Here is a 14680-nt window from a genome sequence, read left to right on the forward strand (position 1 = left end):
GTGTTGGGGACTGTTGTCGGGGCGCGCTGTCGGGTGTCGGCGTCAGCGGGGCTCTGGTTGTCGGGGGTGTTGGTGTGGGCGGGGTGGTGTCGGGTGCCGGCGTCGGCGGGTCGTGGCGTCGGTGATTGGCGTCAGCGATGCGGTGGTGGCTGAGTCGTGCACAGCTCAGCGGGGTTCGGTCAGTCCGCTTTCGTAGGCGAAGATCGCGGCCTGGGTGCGGTCGCGCAGGCCGAGTTTGAACAGGATCCGGCCGACGTGCGTCTTCACCGTCTCCTCGGCGATGAACAGGCCGCCCGCGATCTCGGCGTTCGACAGCCCGCGCGCCACCAGCTCCAGCACCTGGGTCTCGCGTTCGGTCAGTTTCTGCAGGTCCGCGTTGCCGGGGCGGAAACGTCCACCGAGACGGGAGAATTCGCCGAGCAGCCGTCGCGTAACCGAGGGCGCGAGCATCGCGTCGCCGCGCGCGACGGTACGCACGCCGAGCGTGAGTTCCGCGGCCGGTGTGTCCTTGAGCAGGAACCCGCTGGCCCCGGCTTGCAGCGCGCGGAACACGTATTCGTCCAGGTCGTAGGTGGTCAGCACGATCACCTTGGTCGGCGCCCCGGACGCCACGATCCGCGCGGTCGCCTCCAACCCGTCGAGGATCGGCATGCGGATGTCCATCAGCGCCACGTCGGGCCGCAACCGCTCGACCATCCGCACCGCCTCCGCCCCATCCCCCGCCTCCCCGACGACCTCGATGTCCTCCTGCGCCCCGAGCAACACCGCCAACCCATCCCGGATCAGCGCCTGATCATCAGCGATCAACACCCGTATCGTCATCGCGCCCGCCGTTCGTCGAAGGGGAGGAGTGCCCTAACTCGATAGCCGCCGTCGGGGGTCGGTCCGGCGTCGAATTCGCCGCCGAGGGCGGCGACGCGTTCGCGCATGCCGACCAGGCCGTGGCCGGTGCCGGTGGTCGTCGGATGCGAGTTCGGGCGGGTGTTGCGGACGTCGATCGCGAGTCCGGTGTCGCTGCGCGCCAATTCGAGGGTGAGCTCGGAGCCCGGGGCGTGGCGCAGCGCGTTGCTGAGTGCCTCCTGCACGATCCGGTACGCCGACACCGAGACGCCCTGGGGCAGGTTCGTGTCCAGTTCGTCGCGCCGCACGTGCACCGTCCGGCCGGCCGCACGCACGCTCTCCACGAGTTCGCCGATGGCCGCCACGTCGGGTTGCGGGCGGGGATCGTGTTCGGTGTCGGCGCGCAGCACCCCGAGGATGCGCCGCATCTCGCCGAGCCCGGCGGCCGCGCTGGCGCGGATCGCGTCCAGGCTCGCGACGAGTTCGGGCGGCGGATCGGGCACCCGGTACTGCGCGGCCTCGGCCTGCACCGCCACCACCGACATGTGGTGGGCCACCACGTCGTGCAGTTCGCGGGCGATCCGGGTGCGCTCCTCGAGCAGGGCGTTGCGCTCGCGCTGCCGCTCCGATTCGCGGCGCTGGGTCCGCGCGTCGCGGCGCGATTCGATCAGCGCCCTGGTGACCGCGGCGGCGGTGAGCACCAGCCCGGTGAGCACGGCCGAGGTGACGAATTCCGCGAGCCCGCCCCCCGGCGCGGCGATGGCCGCCACGGCCGTCACAGCGGTGGTGACCACCCACACGACCACAGTGGCGCGCCAGCCGACCAATAACGCCAGGATCGCCAGCACCAACAGGTAGGAGTTGAAAACGGCATCGGCCCAGAGGGTTTCGTCGGAGACCGCCGCGGTGCTGGTGAGGGCGATCAAGCTCACCGCCCACCCCGCCAGCGGCACCCGCGCCTGCAACACGATCGCCAGCGCCTGCGCCGCCGCCAGGATCGCCGACTGCCGCGCACTCAGATCGGTATCCGACAGCAGCGTGTGGTCGACCACCGCGAAGACGAAGACCGCCAGGGCAGCCAACACCACGGGTGCCAGCCAGCGCGGCCCCACCGGGGCGCTCACACGTCCTCCCGTTCCAGCCGGCGCCACGCCACCGCGACCGACGCGAGCGTGGTCACCACCACGATCGCCAGCCGCGGCCACCCGCCGAGCGTGCCGATCAACTCCGCGGCCCCGTCGGAACTCTGCGCGAGTTTGGCCACCACGGCGCTCGGCGCGAAGATCGTCAGCCATTTGTGCAGCTCCCCGAAGATCTGCGCCGAGGACACCTGCGGCAGCACCACGTACAGCACGGACAGGGCGACCGCGGCGGCGGAACTGCGCAGCAGCACCCCGAGCGAGAGCCCGAGCAGCGCGACGGCGGGGAAACAGCAGTAGATCCCGAACAGGCCGGGCAGCGGGTCGCCCGGGTCGTATGCGGCGGGCTCGATCATCGCGCTGCCGATCAGATACGCCGTCGTCACCGCGACGATCCCGCACACCGTGGCGATCACCGTGACCACCACGGCCTTCGCCGCCAGCACGAGACCGCGCTGTGGCGTGGTCGCCAGTACCGGCCGGATCGTGCCCGAGGTGTACTCCGTGCTCATCACCAGCGCGCCCCACGCCGCGATCGCGGCCAGGCACAGCGTGACCCCGGTGAGCGCGCCACCGAGGACGGTGTCGCCCGCCTCCATGCTCGCGGTGAGCCCGACGAACAATGCCGTCAGCGGACCGAGCACCGCCGTGGCCAGCGGCAGCGCCCACAGCGCGCGCGCCGAACGGATCTTGATCACTTCGGAACGGATCTGATCGGCCAGGAGGGTGCCCGCGGGCACCGTGACGGCGGTCATCCGGCACGCTCCGTCACCGGGCGCGCCGCGAAGTTCTCATGTTCGGCCACCAGCCGCGTGAACACGTCCTCCACACTGGCCGTGACGGGTGTGAGTTCTTCGAGGGCGATGCCGTGCGTGAGAGCCAGCCTGCCGATCTCGGCGGACGTGATTCCGCGCACCGTGGCCGCGCCGTCGCGCCACGCGAGCTCCCGGTCCAGAACGCCGGTCAGGCGCTCCGGCTCGGCGCAGCGCACCCGCACCACCGGCTCGTCCCGGCGCGCGACGAAGCGCGACAGCGGTTCGTCGGCCAGCAGCCGCCCCGACCCGATGACCACGAGGTGGTCGGCGATCAGCTGGGTCTCGCTCATGAGATGGCTGGACAGCAGCACCGTGCGGCCCTCATCGGCCATCGCGCGCAGCAACTCCCTGATCCACCGGATGCCCTCGGTGTCCAGGCCGTTCACCGGCTCGTCCAGCACCAGGACCTCCGGATCGCCGAGCAGTGCGGCGGCGATCCCCAGACGCTGGCGCATCCCCAGCGAGAACCCGCCGACCCGCCGGCCCGCCATCGCGGTGAGGCCGACCGTGTCCAGTACCTCGTCCACGCGTCGCGCCGGAATCCCGGACGCCGCCGCCAGCCCCCGCAGGTGTGCCGCCGCCGTGCGCGACGACAGCACATCACCCGCGTCGAGCAGCGCGCCGACCGTGTGCAGCGGCCGCGTGAGCTCGCGATACGGGCGGCCCCGCACCGTCACCGATCCACCCGTCGGGGTGATGAGCCCGAGAATCATCCGCATGGTCGTGGTCTTGCCCGACCCGTTGGGGCCGAGGAAGCCGGTGACCCGGCCCGCACCCGCCGTGAACGTGAGGTCGTCCACGGCGCGTGTGCGTCCGTAGCACTTCGTCAACCCGCGCGCCTCGATCATGGTTCGATGCTAGGGACGCGCCCGCCGCCGCCACATCCCTCGCACGAGCGTTCGTGGTGTAGCTCGGAAGGGGGATACGGTAGGTGCGGCACGCCGCCCGCAGGCCGTGCGCCGACCCGCTCGACGGGTCCGAAAACATGTCTTGACCACACGGTTTGGAACTGCGTGCGTTCGGTGTGTAATCTCGTTCAAGACTTCAGCGCGCCGGGGTCGAGATCCTGAGTCTCCGGAGCGAAGGCAGTCATGCCCCCTTAGCTCAGTCGGCAGAGCGTTTCCATGGTAAGGAAAAGGTCAACGGTTCGATTCCGTTAGGGGGCTCGCCGGATTGCCGGTGGTGACCGACTCGGCAACGCACCCGCGGTGGTGGGGCTGGGCACGGAACCACGGCAATGCGACGCCGTGGCGGTGTAGCTCAGTCGGTAGAGCAAACGACTCATAATCGTTGTGTCGCCGGTTCAAGTCCGGCCATCGCTACCACAACCTATCGAGCCCATCAGGTACCGGAAAGAAGGCATATCGTGGCCGCGAAGTCCACCGATGTCCGGCCAAAGATCACCTTGGCCTGCGAGCAGTGCAAGCACCGCAACTACATCACCAAGAAGAACCGGCGCAACGACCCGGATCGGCTGGAGCTGAAGAAGTTCTGCCCGAACTGCGGCACGCACCGGGCGCACCGCGAATCCCGCTGAAACCCACTCGCGCGTGAAGCTACCGCGAGGGTGGTGCCGGGAGCTCGATCCCGGCTTTCTCGGACCGTGAAGCCGTGCAGGGCCGGACATATGTCCGGCCCTGATCTCGTTTGCGGACCGGTGCGGTGGTCAACGCTCCGCGACCCCGGGGAGCGGGGTCAGATAGGTACAGTCCTCCCGTGACAATCAACACCGGTACAGAAGAAGCGGTCCAGCCGGGCGCTGCGGATTTCGATCCCGCCGCCCACGCCGCGGCGATGGTCGGTCACCACTATCGCGTCGACGACTACTACGAAGTCGGCCGCGAGAAGGTCCGCGAATACGCCCGCGCGGTGCAGGACTACCACCCGGTGCACTGGGACGAGGACGTCGCCGCGGAGTACGGCTACGACGGCCTGCTCGCGCCCCCCACGTTCATCTCCCTGGTCGGCATCCTGGCCCAGCGCAAGCTGTTCGAACAGGTCGTCACCGGTTACGACCTGAGCCAGATCATGCAGACCGACCAGATCCTGGAGTTCCACCGGCCCATCCGCGTCGGCGACCAGCTCACCTGCGACGTCTACCTGCATTCCTTCCGGCAGGCCTTCGGCGGCGACATCATCGTCACCAAGAACATCGTCACCGCGCAGAACGACGAACTGGTGCTCACCACCTACACCACGCTCGTCGGCCGCAGCGGCGGCGATATCGACCCGAACCTCAACGAGGCCGTGCGCAACGTGCTCATGCACGGCATCGGCTCCGAGGAGCCGGGCCACCACCCGCGCACCGCCGCGCCCGTGTCGGCGCCGCCGGTGCCCGTCACCACCATCCCCGAGGTCGCGGCGAGCAAGCACGCCCGCTCGTTCGACGGGATCGGCGTCGGTGACGAGCTGCCCCCGCGCGTGGTCCGCCTCACCCGCGGCGATCTGGTCAACTACGCCGGCGTCTCCGGCGACGCGAACCCGATCCACTGGAGCGACGAGGTGGTCAAGCTCGTCGGCCTGGACAACGTGGTCGCGCACGGCATGCTCACCATGGGCCTCGGCGGCGGATTCGTCACCTCCTGGCTGGGCGATCCGGGCGCGGTCAAGGAGTACAACGTGCGCTTCACCAGCCCGGTGTACGTCGGTTCCGAGGAGGCCGCCGAGGTGGAGTACACCGGCAAGGTGAAGTCGGTGGACCCCGAGACGCGCACCGCGGTGATCGCGATCGTGGCCAGGTCGGCGGGCAAGAAGATCTTCGGCCGGGCCACCGCGACCGTGCAGCTGTCCTGACCTGGTCGGCCGACCCTGATTGGCTATCGGCGCGGTCGGTCGAGTACACTCGGGACTCTGGGGTCACCAGCCGCTGCGCGCTGCTCTGAGGGGCTGGTTCCAGGCGGCGGCTTCGGCCGCCACCCTCGGGACCGGCAACCGCCGGAGCGGCGCGCGTGTTGTGTGAACCCGGTACCGGGCGCTCGCGCTCGATACGGCAAACTGAATATGGGAAACGTGGTCGGACACGATGTTCGTCCGACCGAAGGGGCGTAGCTCAAATGGCAGAGCAGCGGTCTCCAAAACCGCAGGTTGCAGGTTCAAGTCCTGTCGCCCCTGCCCTGGATGCCAGCGATGAGAGAGGATCGGCGTGAGCGACGACACTCGCAACGGCGCAGACCCGGCCGACGACGCCGCCGCGGTGAGCCGGCCGAGTGGCAAGCGGTCCGCCCGGCGGACCCGCTCGGGGTCGTCCTCGGCCGACACCGGATCGGTCGCCACGATCGACCGGCCTTCGCTGAAGAAGACGGACAAGACTGCCGGTAAGGGCAAGCGCGGCGAGACGGGCAATCCGTTCAAGCGCGTGATCAAGTTCCTGCGAGAGGTCATCGCGGAACTGCGCAAGGTGATCTGGCCCAACCGGAAGCAGATGGTCACCTATACGAGCGTTGTTCTGGTGTTCGTGATCTTCATGGTCGCCTACATCAGCGGGTTGGATCTGGCGTTCATCAAGGGTGTCAACTGGCTGTTCGGCTAGCGGTACGACGCCGACGCCGGTAGCCGATCCCGGGGCGGACCGGTGGAATCTTCCGCCGCGCCCGGCCCGGCACGCAGAGGATGTACGTGACGACACAGGAAGCGAGTGCCCCAGTGAGCACCCCGGAGAACGGCACCAACGACGAGTTCCCGGTCGACGACGTGGCCGAGCCCGCCATCGAGGCGGCCGACGAAGCCGCGGCGGTCGAAGAGCCTGTGGTCGAAGAGGACGTCGAAGCGGTCGAGGAAGCTCCCGCCGCCCCGATCGATGCCGAGCCCGCCGATCCCGTCGCCGAGATGAAGGCCGCGCTGCGGCGCGCCCCCGGTGACTGGTACGTCATCCACTCCTACGCCGGCTACGAGAACAAGGTGAAGGCCAACCTCGAGACCCGCGTCCAGAACCTGGACCTCGAGGAGTACATCTTCCAGGTCGAGGTGCCGACCGAAGAGGTCACCGAGATCAAGAACGGCCAGCGCAAGAACGTCAACCGCAAGGTGCTGCCCGGCTACATCCTGGTCCGCATGGACCTCAACGACGAGTCCTGGGGCGCGGTGCGCAACACCCCCGGCGTCACCGGTTTCGTCGGCGCCACCTCGCGCCCGTCCGCGCTGTCGCTGGACGATGTGGTGAAGTTCCTGGTCCCGGCCTCGCAGCAGAAGAAGGCGCCCGCCGCGGCGGCCGCCGCCACCGCGGGCGAGACCGCCACCGACGTGGCCCCCAAGCCGGTCATCGAGGTCGACTTCGAGGTCGGCGAGTCGGTCACCGTGATGGACGGACCGTTCGCGACGCTGCCCGCCAGCATCTCCGAGGTCAACGCCGAACAGCAGAAGCTCAAGGTGCTGGTGTCGATCTTCGGTCGCGAGACCCCGGTCGAGCTGGCGTTCACCCAGGTCGCGAAGATCTGATCGGGGGCCGGGCAACCCGGCCCCACCCGAAGGACGAGGGCACGCTCCCGGTAAGGTGTGTTGGTTCGTGCGCGGATCCCCCTGGCGTCAGCCGGATTCGCCCGCGAGCACCGGGCCGCGTGTCCGGAAGCGGGCCGCGCCCGCGACAGGCTTACGGCAACCGTAAGGACCCGAAACCAAGGAAGAAAGATGCCCCCCAAGAAGAAGAAGCTCGCCGGGATCATCAAGCTGCAGATCCAGGCCGGCCAGGCGAACCCGGCCCCGCCCGTGGGCCCGGCGCTCGGTCAGCACGGCGTCAACATCATGGAGTTCTGCAAGGCGTACAACGCCGCGACCGAGTCGCAGCGTGGCAACGTCATCCCGGTCGAGATCTCGGTGTACGAGGACCGGTCCTTCGACTTCAAGCTGAAGACCCCGCCGGCCGCCAAGTTGCTGCTCAAGGCCGCCGGTGTGCAGAAGGGCTCGGCCGAGCCGCACCGCACCAAGGTCGCCAAGGTCACCCTGGACCAGGTCCGCGAGATCGCGAAGACCAAGCAGGAAGACCTCAACGCCAACGACCTCGACCAGGCCGTGAAGATCATCGCGGGCACCGCCCGTTCGATGGGCATCACCGTCGAGGGCTGAGCGTCAGCGCCGGAGGAGGTAGCGCAGCGTGACCACGCAGGCGTAAGTGAAGCCCTCCGAAAGGCGCTGGGGCTGAGCGAAACCGCTCGGTGGGAGGGTCGGCCAGACCCGGCAACCACAGCTGAACCAGAACTTAAGGACAGAGAATCATGGCAAAACGAAGCAAGGCGTACCTCGCCGCGGCCGAGAAGGTCGATCGCGACAAGCTCTACTCCCCGCTGGCCGCCGCGCGGCTGGCCAAGGAGACCGCCACCACCAAGACCGACGCGACCGTCGAGGTCGCCGTGCGTCTGGGTGTGGATCCCCGCAAGGCCGACCAAATGGTCCGCGGCACCGTCAACCTGCCGCACGGCACCGGTAAGACCGCCCGCGTCATCGTGTTCGCGGCCGGTGAGAAGGCCGCCGAGGCCGAGGCCGCCGGTGCCGACGCCGTGGGCGCCGAGGACCTGATCGAGCGGATCCAGGGCGGCTGGCTGGACTTCGACGCCGCGATCGCCACCCCCGACCAGATGGCCAAGGTCGGCCGCATCGCGCGTGTCCTGGGCCCGCGCGGTCTGATGCCGAACCCGAAGACGGGCACGGTCACCACCGACGTGACCAAGGCCGTCAACGACATCAAGGGCGGCAAGATCAACTTCCGCGTCGACAAGCAGGCCAACCTGCACTTCGTCATCGGCAAGGCGTCCTTCGACGAGGCCAAGCTGGTGGAGAACTACGGCGCCGCGCTGGACGAGATCCTGCGCGTCAAGCCCTCCACCGCGAAGGGCCGCTACGTCAAGAAGGTGACGGTTTCGACGAACACCGGACCGGGCATCCCGGTGGACCCGAACCGCACCCGCAACCTCCTCGACGAGGACGCGTAAGCACCACCGCACCACCGCCGAGGGCGGGAACGCACCAGCGTTCCCGCCCTCGGCGTTTGCCGGGGCTTCGATACGACGGTCCGCCGTCCGAAGCGCTATCCTTACTTTGGTGTAAACGTAAGGAGATGTCATGGACGCGCTTGCTCGAATGACTTCCAAGGGTCAGTTGACGGTGCCGAAAGCTGTGCGGGACGCTCTCGACCTGCACGCCGGGGACAACGTGCACTTTCGCGTGGAGGGCGAGATCGTCGTGCTGGCCAAGACACCCGATCTGCTGGAACTGGCGGGCAGCGTTCAGGTGCCGCCAGCGGTTCGGGGTAAGACTTGGGACGAGATTCGAGAATCCGCATGGGCCGCGCAATGGCTGGAAGGGGAGGCGTGACGGTATTTCTCGACACCAATGTCCTGGTGCGACACTTGATTCAAGAGCCGCCCGAGATGGGGCGGCGGGCGACTGCCTTCTTGTCCGGAGCTGACGCCCTGCACCTGACGGATCTGATTCTCGCGGAGACGGTATACGTCTTGCGGAGCGTCTACCGAGTGCCTCGGCCGCAGGTCGCAGCGCTGGCACGGGCCGTCATCGGATCTCGCGGTATCGTCACCGACGATCCGGCGACGTTGATCCGCGCGGTCGACATCTACGAGCACGACCGCCTGTCGTTTGCCGACGCATATCTCATCGCCAGAGCTGAAGCGGCGGAACCGCACTCGGCTGTCGCCTCGTTCGACAAGGGCCTCGACAAGGTCGGCACCGTGCGTCGAATCGAGCCGGGGCGACTCGACGCGACTGGGTGACGGCGGCTCTCGTCGCGTGCCGCCGTCACCCGCGTCGCTTCAGTCCTCGTCGTCGGACTTCCGCCAGGCCAACAGCACCGATTCGCCGTGCTGCCTGCCCCACGGCAGGAAGATCGCGACGATGACCGCGCAGACCACGACCGCGCCCGCGGCTACCAGGGAGGCGGCGTGGGAGCCTTGGAGGGCGGCGGTTTTCATGGCGGTGATCAGGCTCTCGCGCTGGGATTCCAGGAAGGACGGGAGTTCGCGTTTGCGGATCTCCAGGACGCTCAGGGGGCTGGCGCGGACCAGGCTCTTCTGTTCCTCGCTGATCAGGGTGGTGGGTATGCGGTCGATCAGCGGGTCGACGCGGGTCGTGTAGTAGGAGGCGACGATGGAGCCGAGGACCGCGACGCCGAGGGTGCCGCCGACCTCGCGGGTGGTGTCGTTCACCGCCGACCCCGCGCCCGCCTCGTTCAACGGCAGTGACGCCATGATGGATTCGGTGGCCGGTCCCTGAACGATGGCCAGGCCCAACGCCATCGACACCATCGAGGGCAGCACGTCGGTGACGTAGCCGCTGTCCACCGTGACCTGTCCGCCCAGGTAGAGCCCCACGCCGGTGAGCAACAGGCCGAACACGATCACCGGTGTGGTGCCGAAACGCTGCGCCAGCAGCACCGCCACGGGCGCGCCGATCGCGACGGAGAACGCGAAAGGCAGTGAGGCGATGCCGAATTCGAGCGGTGTGTACTCGCGCACGCCTTGGAAGTACTGGGTGATGAGGAACAGGAATCCGAACATCGAGAAGTAGCCGACCGCGATCGACAGGGCGGGCAGCGAGAAGCGCCGGTTGCGGAACAACCGCATGTCGAGAATCGGTGCGGGAGTGCGCAATTCCCAGACGATGAACGACGCCACCAGCGCCGCGCCGAGTGCGCCCGCGCCGAGGATGGTCACCGACAGCCAGCCGTAGTGCGGGCCTTCGATGATCGCCCACACCACCAGCGTGATGCCCGCGATGGACAGTCCGATGCCGGGCAGGTCGAGCTTGCCCACCTCGGCCGAACGCGATTCCGGCACCCACAGCACCACCGCGATCACGGCGGCGACGGCGACCGGCACGTTGATCCAGAACACCGAATGCCAGCTGAAGTGTTCGAGCAGCCAGCCGCCGGAGATGGGGCCGATGGCGATGGCGAAGCCGGCCATGGCCGTCCACGCCGCGATGGCCAGCGCCCGCTCGCGGCGGTCGGTGAAGATGTTGATGATCAGGGCGAGGGTGGCGGGGAAGACGGCCGCGGCGAACACGCCCATGGCCGCGCGGGCGGCGATGACCGAGCCCAGCGATTCCGACAGCGCGCCGCCGACGGACATGATCGCGACGCCGATCAGGCCGAGGATCATCACCTTCCGGCGCCCGTAGCGGTCGCCCAGGTTGCCGAAGGCCAGCAACAATCCGGCGAAGGTCAGGGTGTACGCGTCGACGACCCATTGCAGGCCGCTGACACCGGTGGACAACTGCACCCCGATGGAGGGCAGGGCCACGTTGACGATGGTGTTGTCGAGGACGACCAGCAGTTCCGCCAGGCAGATGACCGCGAGGGCGAGGAATCGCTGGGAACGTCGTTCCAGCAGCACCGGTGGATCGACTATGGAGGTTGCCATAGTCCAGTAGCCAAGCAGATATATGTCACCGTTGGTAACATCTTGATGCGGCGATATCGGCCACAATCACCCCGGAAAAGTGGTGTGCATCACAACAATTCGGCCGCGCGCGGGTGTCGATCCGGCCGGGACTGGACCCGTTTTGGCAGATGGCGGGCACGACAGGTACTGTGGTCGTCAGTTGTCGACATGTTCGATCGCTACCCAATCCGTTCTACCGAAGACCGTTGGTCGCCGATTCCGCAGGGAATCGGTCGAAGGTCCGGCGACATTGCCGGCGGCCCACGCAGGGAGGACCGAGGCTGGGAGTCGATACGAGTCTCGGACTCGCTCGATTTTTCCTGTGCGCCCCGGAACGCTCTGCGTCCGGGGCGTTCGTTTTGTCGCCGGACCCCTGATCGGTAGTTCGCATACACGAACCGACCATCAGAGAGGAGGCGAAGTATGGCAAAGGCTGAGAAGGTCACCGCGGTTGCGGAGATCGCCGAGCAGTTCAAGAACTCCACGGCCACCGTGGTCACGGAATACCGTGGCCTGTCGGTCGGCAAGCTCACCGAACTGCGGCGTGCGCTCGGCTCGGAAGCGACGTACTCCGTCGCCAAGAACACCCTGGTGAAGCGCGCGGCCGCCGAGGCGGGCGTCGAGGGGCTCGACGACCTGTTCGTCGGTCCCACCGCGATCACCTTCATCACCGGTGAGCCGGTCGATGCGGCGAAGGCCCTGAAGACCTTCGCCAAGGAGAACAAGGCGCTCGTCATCAAGGGCGGCTACATGGACGGCGCCGCGCTGTCCGTCGCCGAGGTCGAGAAGATCGCCGATCTGGAATCCCGCGAGGTGCTGCTGGCCAAGCTGGCCGGTGCTCTCAAGGGCAACCTGGCCAAGGCCGCCGGCCTGTTCAACGCTCCTGCCTCGCAGGTGGCCCGCCTGGCCGCCGCGCTCGAGGAGAAGAAGCGGGCCGAAGGCGGCGCCGAATAATTCGGCCCGCCCCCACAGACATCCACTACCGAAAGGAAAACAACAATGGCCAACGTTGACGAACTGCTCGAGACCTTCGGCAACATGACCCTGCTCGAGCTGTCGGACTTCGTCAAGAAGTTCGAGGAGAAGTTCGAGGTCACCGCCGCGGCTCCGGTCGCCGTCGCCGCCGTCGGTGGCGCTGCCGCTCCGGCCGAGGCCGCCGAGGAGCAGGACGAGTTCGACGTCATCCTCGAGGGTGCCGGCGACAAGAAGATCCAGGTCATCAAGGTGGTCCGTGAGATCGTCTCGGGCCTGGGCCTGAAGGAGGCCAAGGACCTCGTCGAGGGTGCGCCCAAGCCGATCCTGGAGAAGGTCGCCAAGGACGCCGCCGACGCCGCCAAGGCCAAGCTGGAAGAGGCCGGCGCCAAGGTGTCGGTCAAGTAATTCCCGAATTACTTCGCTCGCGGGCGGTCCCCACCTCGGGGGCCGCCCGTTCGCGTTCGCGGGGGACATGCGAGCGTAGTACCCGAAAGTCCGAGGATGTCCGGCTTACTCTGGAGTCAGGTTGGGGTGTGCCGCGTCTCGGGCATGCGATAGAGTGACCGAACCCACTGTGACGTGACGCACCGCGAGGACCGAGGCGCGGTTCGCCGGTGGGCTGCTCGCTGAGAAACTGTGGAGGTAGGCGTGGGCGTCGAGGTCAGGACCGAGGGTGTTACCAAATCCTTCGGTTCACAGCGAATTTGGCAGGACGTGTCGCTGACCCTGCCTTCCGGCGAGGTGAGCGCGCTGCTGGGCCCGTCGGGTACGGGTAAGTCGGTGTTCCTGAAGTCGCTGATCGGCCTGCTGCGTCCCGAGCGCGGCTCGATCTACATCGACGGCACCGACATCACCACCTGCTCCAACAAGGAGCTCTACGAGATCCGCAAGCTGTTCGGCGTGCTGTTCCAGGACGGCGCGCTGTTCGGCTCGATGAATCTGTTCGACAATGTCGCGTTCCCGCTTCGTGAGCACACGAAGAAGTCGGAGAGCGAGATCAAGAACATCGTCATGGAGAAGCTCGAGCTGACCGGTCTGCTCGGCGCCGAGGGCAAGCTGCCCGGCGAGATCTCCGGCGGTATGCGCAAGCGCGCCGGGCTGGCGCGTGCGCTGGTGCTGGACCCGCAGATCATCCTGGTCGACGAGCCCGACTCGGGTCTGGACCCGGTCCGCACCTCGTACCTGAGCCAGCTGCTGATCGACATCAACGCCCAGATCGACGCGACGATCCTGATCGTGACGCACAACATCAACCTGGCCCGTACCGTGCCCGACAATATCGGCATGCTGTTCCGCCGCCAGCTGGTGATGTTCGGCCCGCGTGAGGTGCTGTTGACCTCGGAGGAGCCGGTGGTCAAGCAGTTCCTCAACGGCCGGATGATCGGTCCGATCGGCATGTCGGAGGAGAAGGACGAGGCGCAGATGGCCCGCGAGCAGGCGCTCGTGGACGCCGGTCACCACCACGGTGGCGCCGAAGAGGTCGAGGGCATCATCCCGCAGATGAAGGCCACGCCCGGTATGCCGGTGCGCCAGGCGGTGCATCGCCGTCAGGCGCGGGTGCGCGAGATCATGCACACGCTGCCGCACGCCGCGCAGGTCGCCATCCGCGAATCCATGACCGAGAACGACGACACCCAGGTGATGTCGTACAACCTGCCCACCGCGCCGATTCCGGGCGGCGCGAACGACACCACCGTGCGCCACAACACAACCAACGGGTAGCATTCCGCGCGTGACCCCATCCCTGGCGCGCGTGCGAACTCCAGTCGAGTCCGCATTCGCCCAGGTAGGCAACGTCTTTGCGCTGTTCGTCGACGTACTGCGCAAGATGTTCCGGCGCCCGTTCCAGTGGCGCGAGTTCATCGAGCAATCCTGGTTCATCGCCAGCGTCTCGATCCTGCCCAGCGCGCTGGTGGCGATTCCGTTCGGCGCGGTGGTCGCGCTGCAGACCGGTTCGCTGATCAAGCAACTCGGCGCGGAGTCGTTCACCGGCGCCACGAGCGTGCTCGCCACCGTGCAGCAGGCCGCGCCGGTGGTGACGGCGCTGATCATCGCGGGCGCGGCCGGCTCCGCGGTGGCCGCCGACCTCGGCGCGCGTGTGATCCGCGAGGAGATCGACGCCATGGAGGTGCTCGGCGTCGATCCGGTCGCCCGGCTCGTGGTACCGCGCGTATTGGCCATGACGCTGGTGGCGGTGCTGCTCAACGGCCTGGTCTCGGTGGTCGGCATCGCCGGTGGTTATTTCTTCAACGTGCTCTTGCAGGGCGGTACGCCCGGTGCGTATCTCTCGTCGTTCTCGGCGTTGGCGCAATTGCCCGACCTGTGGATCGGCGAGATCAAAGCGGCGATTTTCGGGCTGTTGGCCGGGGTGATCGCGGCATACAAGGGACTGCATCCGAAGGGGGGACCGAAAGGAGTCGGTGACGCGGTGAACCAATCCGTGGTGATCACATTCCTGGTCCTTTTTTTCGTGAATGTCATTCTGACGTTGGTGTATCTACAGGTCGTTCCGGCCAAGGGCTCGTGA

At 67.6% G+C, this 14680-nt stretch carries 17 protein-coding genes and 3 tRNA genes; 15 read left to right on the plus strand and 5 right to left on the minus strand.

Features of this window, described 5'->3' with window-relative positions; translation table 11 throughout:
* Positions 1-165: 165 nt before the first annotated feature.
* Genes DFR74_RS16710 through DFR74_RS16725 form a run of 4 tightly spaced genes read right to left on the minus strand, consistent with a single transcriptional unit; the run spans position 166 to position 3642 of the window.
* Complete coding sequence (locus DFR74_RS16710; protein ID WP_067506194.1) at positions 166-822, minus strand: response regulator; 657 nt, start codon at positions 820-822, stop codon at positions 166-168.
* On the minus strand, positions 819-1964 hold the full coding sequence (locus DFR74_RS16715; protein WP_067506196.1) for a sensor histidine kinase: 1146 nt from the start codon (positions 1962-1964) through the stop codon (positions 819-821). Before DFR74_RS16715 ends, DFR74_RS16710 begins: the two co-directional genes overlap by 4 nt.
* Positions 1961-2734, minus strand: a complete 774-nt coding sequence (locus DFR74_RS16720) for an ABC transporter permease subunit (protein WP_067506199.1) — start codon at positions 2732-2734, stop codon at positions 1961-1963. The genes DFR74_RS16715 and DFR74_RS16720 overlap by 4 nt, the downstream gene beginning before the upstream one ends.
* Positions 2731-3642: an ATP-binding cassette domain-containing protein gene (locus tag DFR74_RS16725; RefSeq protein ID WP_067506202.1), complete on the minus strand. Its 912-nt coding sequence runs from the start codon at positions 3640-3642 to the stop codon at positions 2731-2733. Before DFR74_RS16725 ends, DFR74_RS16720 begins: the two co-directional genes overlap by 4 nt.
* 245 nt (positions 3643-3887) lie before the next feature.
* Between DFR74_RS16725 and DFR74_RS16730 the strand changes: the two genes are divergently transcribed.
* The 11 genes from DFR74_RS16730 (at position 3888) to DFR74_RS16780 (ending at position 9510) form a co-directional block, all read left to right on the plus strand.
* A tRNA-Thr gene (locus tag DFR74_RS16730) sits at positions 3888-3960 on the plus strand.
* An 83-nt stretch (positions 3961-4043) separates the two neighbouring features.
* Positions 4044-4119: transfer RNA gene (locus DFR74_RS16735), tRNA-Met, on the plus strand.
* Between the two features lie 41 nt (positions 4120-4160).
* Entirely contained in the window at positions 4161-4331 is a 171-nt protein-coding gene (gene rpmG, locus DFR74_RS16740) for a 50S ribosomal protein L33 (protein WP_011211653.1), read from the plus strand.
* Positions 4332-4516: 185 nt separating this feature from the next.
* Positions 4517-5587, plus strand: coding sequence for a fused (3R)-hydroxyacyl-ACP dehydratase subunits HadA/HadB (locus DFR74_RS16745; protein WP_067506443.1), 1071 nt, complete (start codon positions 4517-4519; stop codon positions 5585-5587).
* A gap of 245 nt (positions 5588-5832) precedes the next feature.
* Positions 5833-5905: transfer RNA gene (locus DFR74_RS16750), tRNA-Trp, on the plus strand.
* Between the two features lie 31 nt (positions 5906-5936).
* The gene (secE, locus tag DFR74_RS16755; RefSeq protein ID WP_067506204.1) at positions 5937-6323 is read left to right on the plus strand and encodes a preprotein translocase subunit SecE; all 387 of its coding nucleotides are present in this window, start codon (positions 5937-5939) and stop codon (positions 6321-6323) included.
* Positions 6324-6436: 113 nt separating this feature from the next.
* On the plus strand, positions 6437-7228 hold the full coding sequence (gene nusG, locus DFR74_RS16760; protein ID WP_067506206.1) for a transcription termination/antitermination protein NusG: 792 nt from the start codon (positions 6437-6439) through the stop codon (positions 7226-7228).
* A 189-nt stretch (positions 7229-7417) separates the two neighbouring features.
* Positions 7418-7852 carry a 50S ribosomal protein L11 gene (gene rplK / locus DFR74_RS16765; protein ID WP_067506210.1) on the plus strand — a complete coding sequence of 145 codons (435 nt, stop codon included), beginning with the start codon at positions 7418-7420 and terminating at the stop codon, positions 7850-7852.
* A 149-nt stretch (positions 7853-8001) separates the two neighbouring features.
* Positions 8002-8715, plus strand: a complete 714-nt coding sequence (gene rplA, locus DFR74_RS16770; protein ID WP_067506213.1) for a 50S ribosomal protein L1 — start codon at positions 8002-8004, stop codon at positions 8713-8715.
* 130 nt (positions 8716-8845) lie between these two features.
* Positions 8846-9097: an AbrB/MazE/SpoVT family DNA-binding domain-containing protein gene (locus DFR74_RS16775; RefSeq protein WP_067506217.1), complete on the plus strand. Its 252-nt coding sequence runs from the start codon at positions 8846-8848 to the stop codon at positions 9095-9097.
* Positions 9094-9510 (plus strand): PIN domain-containing protein, encoded by a 417-nt coding sequence (locus tag DFR74_RS16780; RefSeq protein ID WP_067506220.1) that lies wholly within the window; start codon positions 9094-9096, stop codon positions 9508-9510. Before DFR74_RS16775 ends, DFR74_RS16780 begins: the two co-directional genes overlap by 4 nt.
* Positions 9511-9549: 39 nt before the next feature.
* On the opposite strand, the gene DFR74_RS16785 is transcribed toward DFR74_RS16780, so the two are convergent.
* Positions 9550-11157: an MFS transporter gene (locus DFR74_RS16785; protein WP_067506223.1), complete on the minus strand. Its 1608-nt coding sequence runs from the start codon at positions 11155-11157 to the stop codon at positions 9550-9552.
* 444 nt (positions 11158-11601) lie between these two features.
* Between DFR74_RS16785 and rplJ the strand changes: the two genes are divergently transcribed.
* The 4 genes from rplJ to DFR74_RS16805 all read left to right on the plus strand — a co-directional run bounded on the left by rplJ (position 11602) and on the right by DFR74_RS16805 (position 14680).
* Positions 11602-12132 (plus strand): 50S ribosomal protein L10, encoded by a 531-nt coding sequence (gene rplJ / locus DFR74_RS16790; RefSeq protein ID WP_067506226.1) that lies wholly within the window; start codon positions 11602-11604, stop codon positions 12130-12132.
* Positions 12133-12177: 45 nt separating this feature from the next.
* Positions 12178-12558, plus strand: a complete 381-nt coding sequence (rplL, locus tag DFR74_RS16795) for a 50S ribosomal protein L7/L12 (RefSeq protein WP_067506229.1) — start codon at positions 12178-12180, stop codon at positions 12556-12558.
* A gap of 243 nt (positions 12559-12801) precedes the next feature.
* A complete protein-coding gene (locus DFR74_RS16800; protein ID WP_067506232.1) occupies positions 12802-13875 on the plus strand; it encodes an ABC transporter ATP-binding protein in 1074 nt (357 codons plus the stop codon).
* Between the two features lie 106 nt (positions 13876-13981).
* Positions 13982-14680 (plus strand): MlaE family ABC transporter permease, encoded by a 699-nt coding sequence (locus DFR74_RS16805; protein WP_228789237.1) that lies wholly within the window; start codon positions 13982-13984, stop codon positions 14678-14680.

Source organism: Nocardia puris (assembly GCF_003315035.1).
Taxonomy (GTDB): domain Bacteria; phylum Actinomycetota; class Actinomycetes; order Mycobacteriales; family Mycobacteriaceae; genus Nocardia; species Nocardia puris.

What these genes read in the sequence shown, in the direction of transcription:
- DFR74_RS16710 (WP_067506194.1), bottom strand. Translation starts at nt 822, where the DNA reads ATGACGATACGGGTGTTGATCGCTGATGATCAGGCGCTGATCCGGGAT.
- DFR74_RS16720 (WP_067506199.1), bottom strand. Translation starts at nt 2,734, where the DNA reads ATGACCGCCGTCACGGTGCCCGCGGGCACCCTCCTGGCCGATCAGATC.
- DFR74_RS16725 (WP_067506202.1), bottom strand. Translation starts at nt 3,642, where the DNA reads ATGATCGAGGCGCGCGGGTTGACGAAGTGCTACGGACGCACACGCGCC.
- rplK (WP_067506210.1), top strand. Translation starts at nt 7,418, where the DNA reads ATGCCCCCCAAGAAGAAGAAGCTCGCCGGGATCATCAAGCTGCAGATC.
- rplA (WP_067506213.1), top strand. Translation starts at nt 8,002, where the DNA reads ATGGCAAAACGAAGCAAGGCGTACCTCGCCGCGGCCGAGAAGGTCGAT.
- DFR74_RS16775 (WP_067506217.1), top strand. Translation starts at nt 8,846, where the DNA reads ATGGACGCGCTTGCTCGAATGACTTCCAAGGGTCAGTTGACGGTGCCG.
- DFR74_RS16785 (WP_067506223.1), bottom strand. Translation starts at nt 11,157, where the DNA reads ATGGCAACCTCCATAGTCGATCCACCGGTGCTGCTGGAACGACGTTCC.
- rplJ (WP_067506226.1), top strand. Translation starts at nt 11,602, where the DNA reads ATGGCAAAGGCTGAGAAGGTCACCGCGGTTGCGGAGATCGCCGAGCAG.
- rplL (WP_067506229.1), top strand. Translation starts at nt 12,178, where the DNA reads ATGGCCAACGTTGACGAACTGCTCGAGACCTTCGGCAACATGACCCTG.
- DFR74_RS16805 (WP_228789237.1), top strand. Translation starts at nt 13,982, where the DNA reads ATGTTCCGGCGCCCGTTCCAGTGGCGCGAGTTCATCGAGCAATCCTGG.